This is a genomic window from [Clostridium] ultunense DSM 10521, assembly GCF_000511955.1.
Taxonomy (GTDB): Bacteria; Bacillota; Clostridia; order Tissierellales; family Tepidimicrobiaceae; genus Schnuerera; species Schnuerera ultunensis.
The window spans coordinates 2,928-5,354 of the sequence record NZ_AZSU01000006.1; the positions used below are offsets into that span (position 1 = coordinate 2,928).

Genomic DNA, 2,427 nt, shown 5'->3' on the forward strand with positions numbered 1-2,427 from the left:
CGCTCGCCGCTACTGAGGGAATCGAGTTTTCTTTCTTTTCCTCAGGGTACTTAGATGTTTCAGTTCCCCTGGTCTTCCCTTCCTTACCTATGGATTCAGCAAGGAATACTTAAGGTTTTCTCAAGTGGGTTTCCCCATTCGGATATCCCCGGATCAATGTCTATTTGCGACTCCCCGAGGCGTTTCGGCGCTTATCCCGTCCTTCTTCGGCTACTGGTGCCAAGGCATTCACCCTATGCCCTTATTAGCTTGACCAGAAATATAATTTACTGTTTAGTTTTCAAAGAACAACTTCTCAAACTGCAATCATTGAAACTATTCATTTAATTGTGGTTTGAATAACTTTATACGCAGTTTCAAAACTCAAATCTATTTGCTCACTATCGTTCGCATAGATTTGGTTCTCATTGCGTTTGACCTACCTACAATTCGCTAACGCTCATTGGGTTAGGTCATAATGGTGGAGATGAGGAGATTCGAACTCCTGACCCCCTGCTTGCAAGGCAGGTGCTCTCCCAACTGAGCTACACCCCCATATATAACAAAACAGTGTGAGTACTTTGTTTACTCCTTAGAAAGGAGGTGATCCAGCCGCACCTTCCGATACGGCTACCTTGTTACGACTTCACCCCAGTCATTAACCCTACCTTCGACAGTTGCTTCCTTACGGTTGGCTCACTGGCTTCGGGTATTGCTAACTCCCATGGTGTGACGGGCGGTGTGTACAAGACCCGGGAACGCATTCACCGTGGCATTCTGATCCACGATTACTAGCAACTCCGGCTTCATGCAGGCGAGTTGCAGCCTGCAATCCGAACTGGGATCGGTTTTAAGGGATTGGCTCCTTATCACTAAGTCGCTACCCGTTGTACCGACCATTGTAGCACGTGTGTAGCCCAGGACATAAAGGGCATGATGATTTGACGTCATCCCCACCTTCCTCCGATTTATCATCGGCAGTCCCTCTAGAGTGCACAGCCTAACTGTTGGCAACTAAAGGCAAGGGTTGCGCTCGTTGCGGGACTTAACCCAACATCTCACGACACGAGCTGACGACAACCATGCACCACCTGTCCCTCAGTCTCCGAAGAGAAGGTCTTATCTCTAAGACGGCCCGAGGGATGTCAAGCCCTGGTAAGGTTCTTCGCGTTGCATCGAATTAAACCACATGCTCCGCTGCTTGTGCGGGTCCCCGTCAATTCCTTTGAGTTTCATTCTTGCGAACGTACTCCCCAGGCGGAGTGCTTAATGTGTTAACTTCGGCACCGAAGGTTACCCTCCGACACCTAGCACTCATCGTTTACGGCGTGGACTACCAGGGTATCTAATCCTGTTTGCTCCCCACGCTTTCGTACCTCAGCGTCAGTTTAAGTCCAGAAAGTCGCCTTCGCCACTGATATTCCTCCTGATATCTACGCATTTCACCGCTACACCAGGAATTCCACTTTCCTCTCCTTAACTCAAGCCAAACAGTTTCAAATGCTTACATAGGTTAAGCCTACGCCTTTCACATCTGACTTATTTGACCGCCTGCGTACCCTTTACGCCCAGTAATTCCGGACAACGCTCGCCCCCTACGTATTACCGCGGCTGCTGGCACGTAGTTAGCCGGGGCTTCCTCCTATGGTACCGTCATTATCGTCCCATAGGACAGAGCTTTACGACCCGAAGGCCTTCATCGCTCACGCGGCGTCGCTGCATCAGAGTTCCCTCCATTGTGCAATATTCCCCACTGCTGCCTCCCGTAGGAGTCTGGACCGTGTCTCAGTTCCAGTGTGGCCGGTCACTCTCTCAAGCCGGCTACCCATCGTTGCCTTGGTGAGCTTTTAACTCACCAACTAGCTAATGGGACGCGAGGCCATCTTCCACCGCTAACGCTTTAACTTAAATATCATGCGATTGCTAAGTTTCATAGGGTATTAATCCCGGTTTCCCGAGGCTATCCCCTTGTGGAAGGCAGGTTCCTCACGCGTTACTCACCCATCCGCCGCTAAGAAGTTTATCATTCCACCCGAAGGCTTCATGATAAATTCTTCGCTCGACTTGCATGTGTTAGGCACGCCGCCAGCGTTCGTCCTGAGCCAGGATCAAACTCTCATTTGAAAAGTTTGCCTGTTAAAATATTTCTTACTCAAAGTACTTCACACTGTTTAGTTGTCTAGGTTCATTTGTTGTCGACGCCTTTTAGAGCCGACTTTTATAATATAACAAATTTTATTTATGTTGTCAAGAAGTTTTTGTTTTTAATTTTTCATTTTTTACAACTTGCTTCTGACAGCTATCTTAATATACCAAGTTTTTTGTCATTTGTCAATAACTTTTTTAATTTTGATAGTGTCAAGTAATTGTTGGAAAACAATTAAAAAATAATTTTGTAAATAATATTAGAATACTAATCCTGTATTTATACAATGTAACGATCTATAA

General features: G+C 46.7%; 1 tRNA gene and 1 rRNA gene. Both read right to left on the reverse strand.

Going from position 1 to position 2,427, the window contains the following annotated elements:
- Positions 1-458: 458 nt before the first annotated feature.
- A tRNA-Ala gene (locus CUL_RS0113020) sits at positions 459-534 on the reverse strand.
- Between the two features lie 41 nt (positions 535-575).
- Positions 576-2,103 (reverse strand): 16S ribosomal RNA (locus tag CUL_RS0113025).
- Positions 2,104-2,427 lie beyond the last annotated feature (324 nt).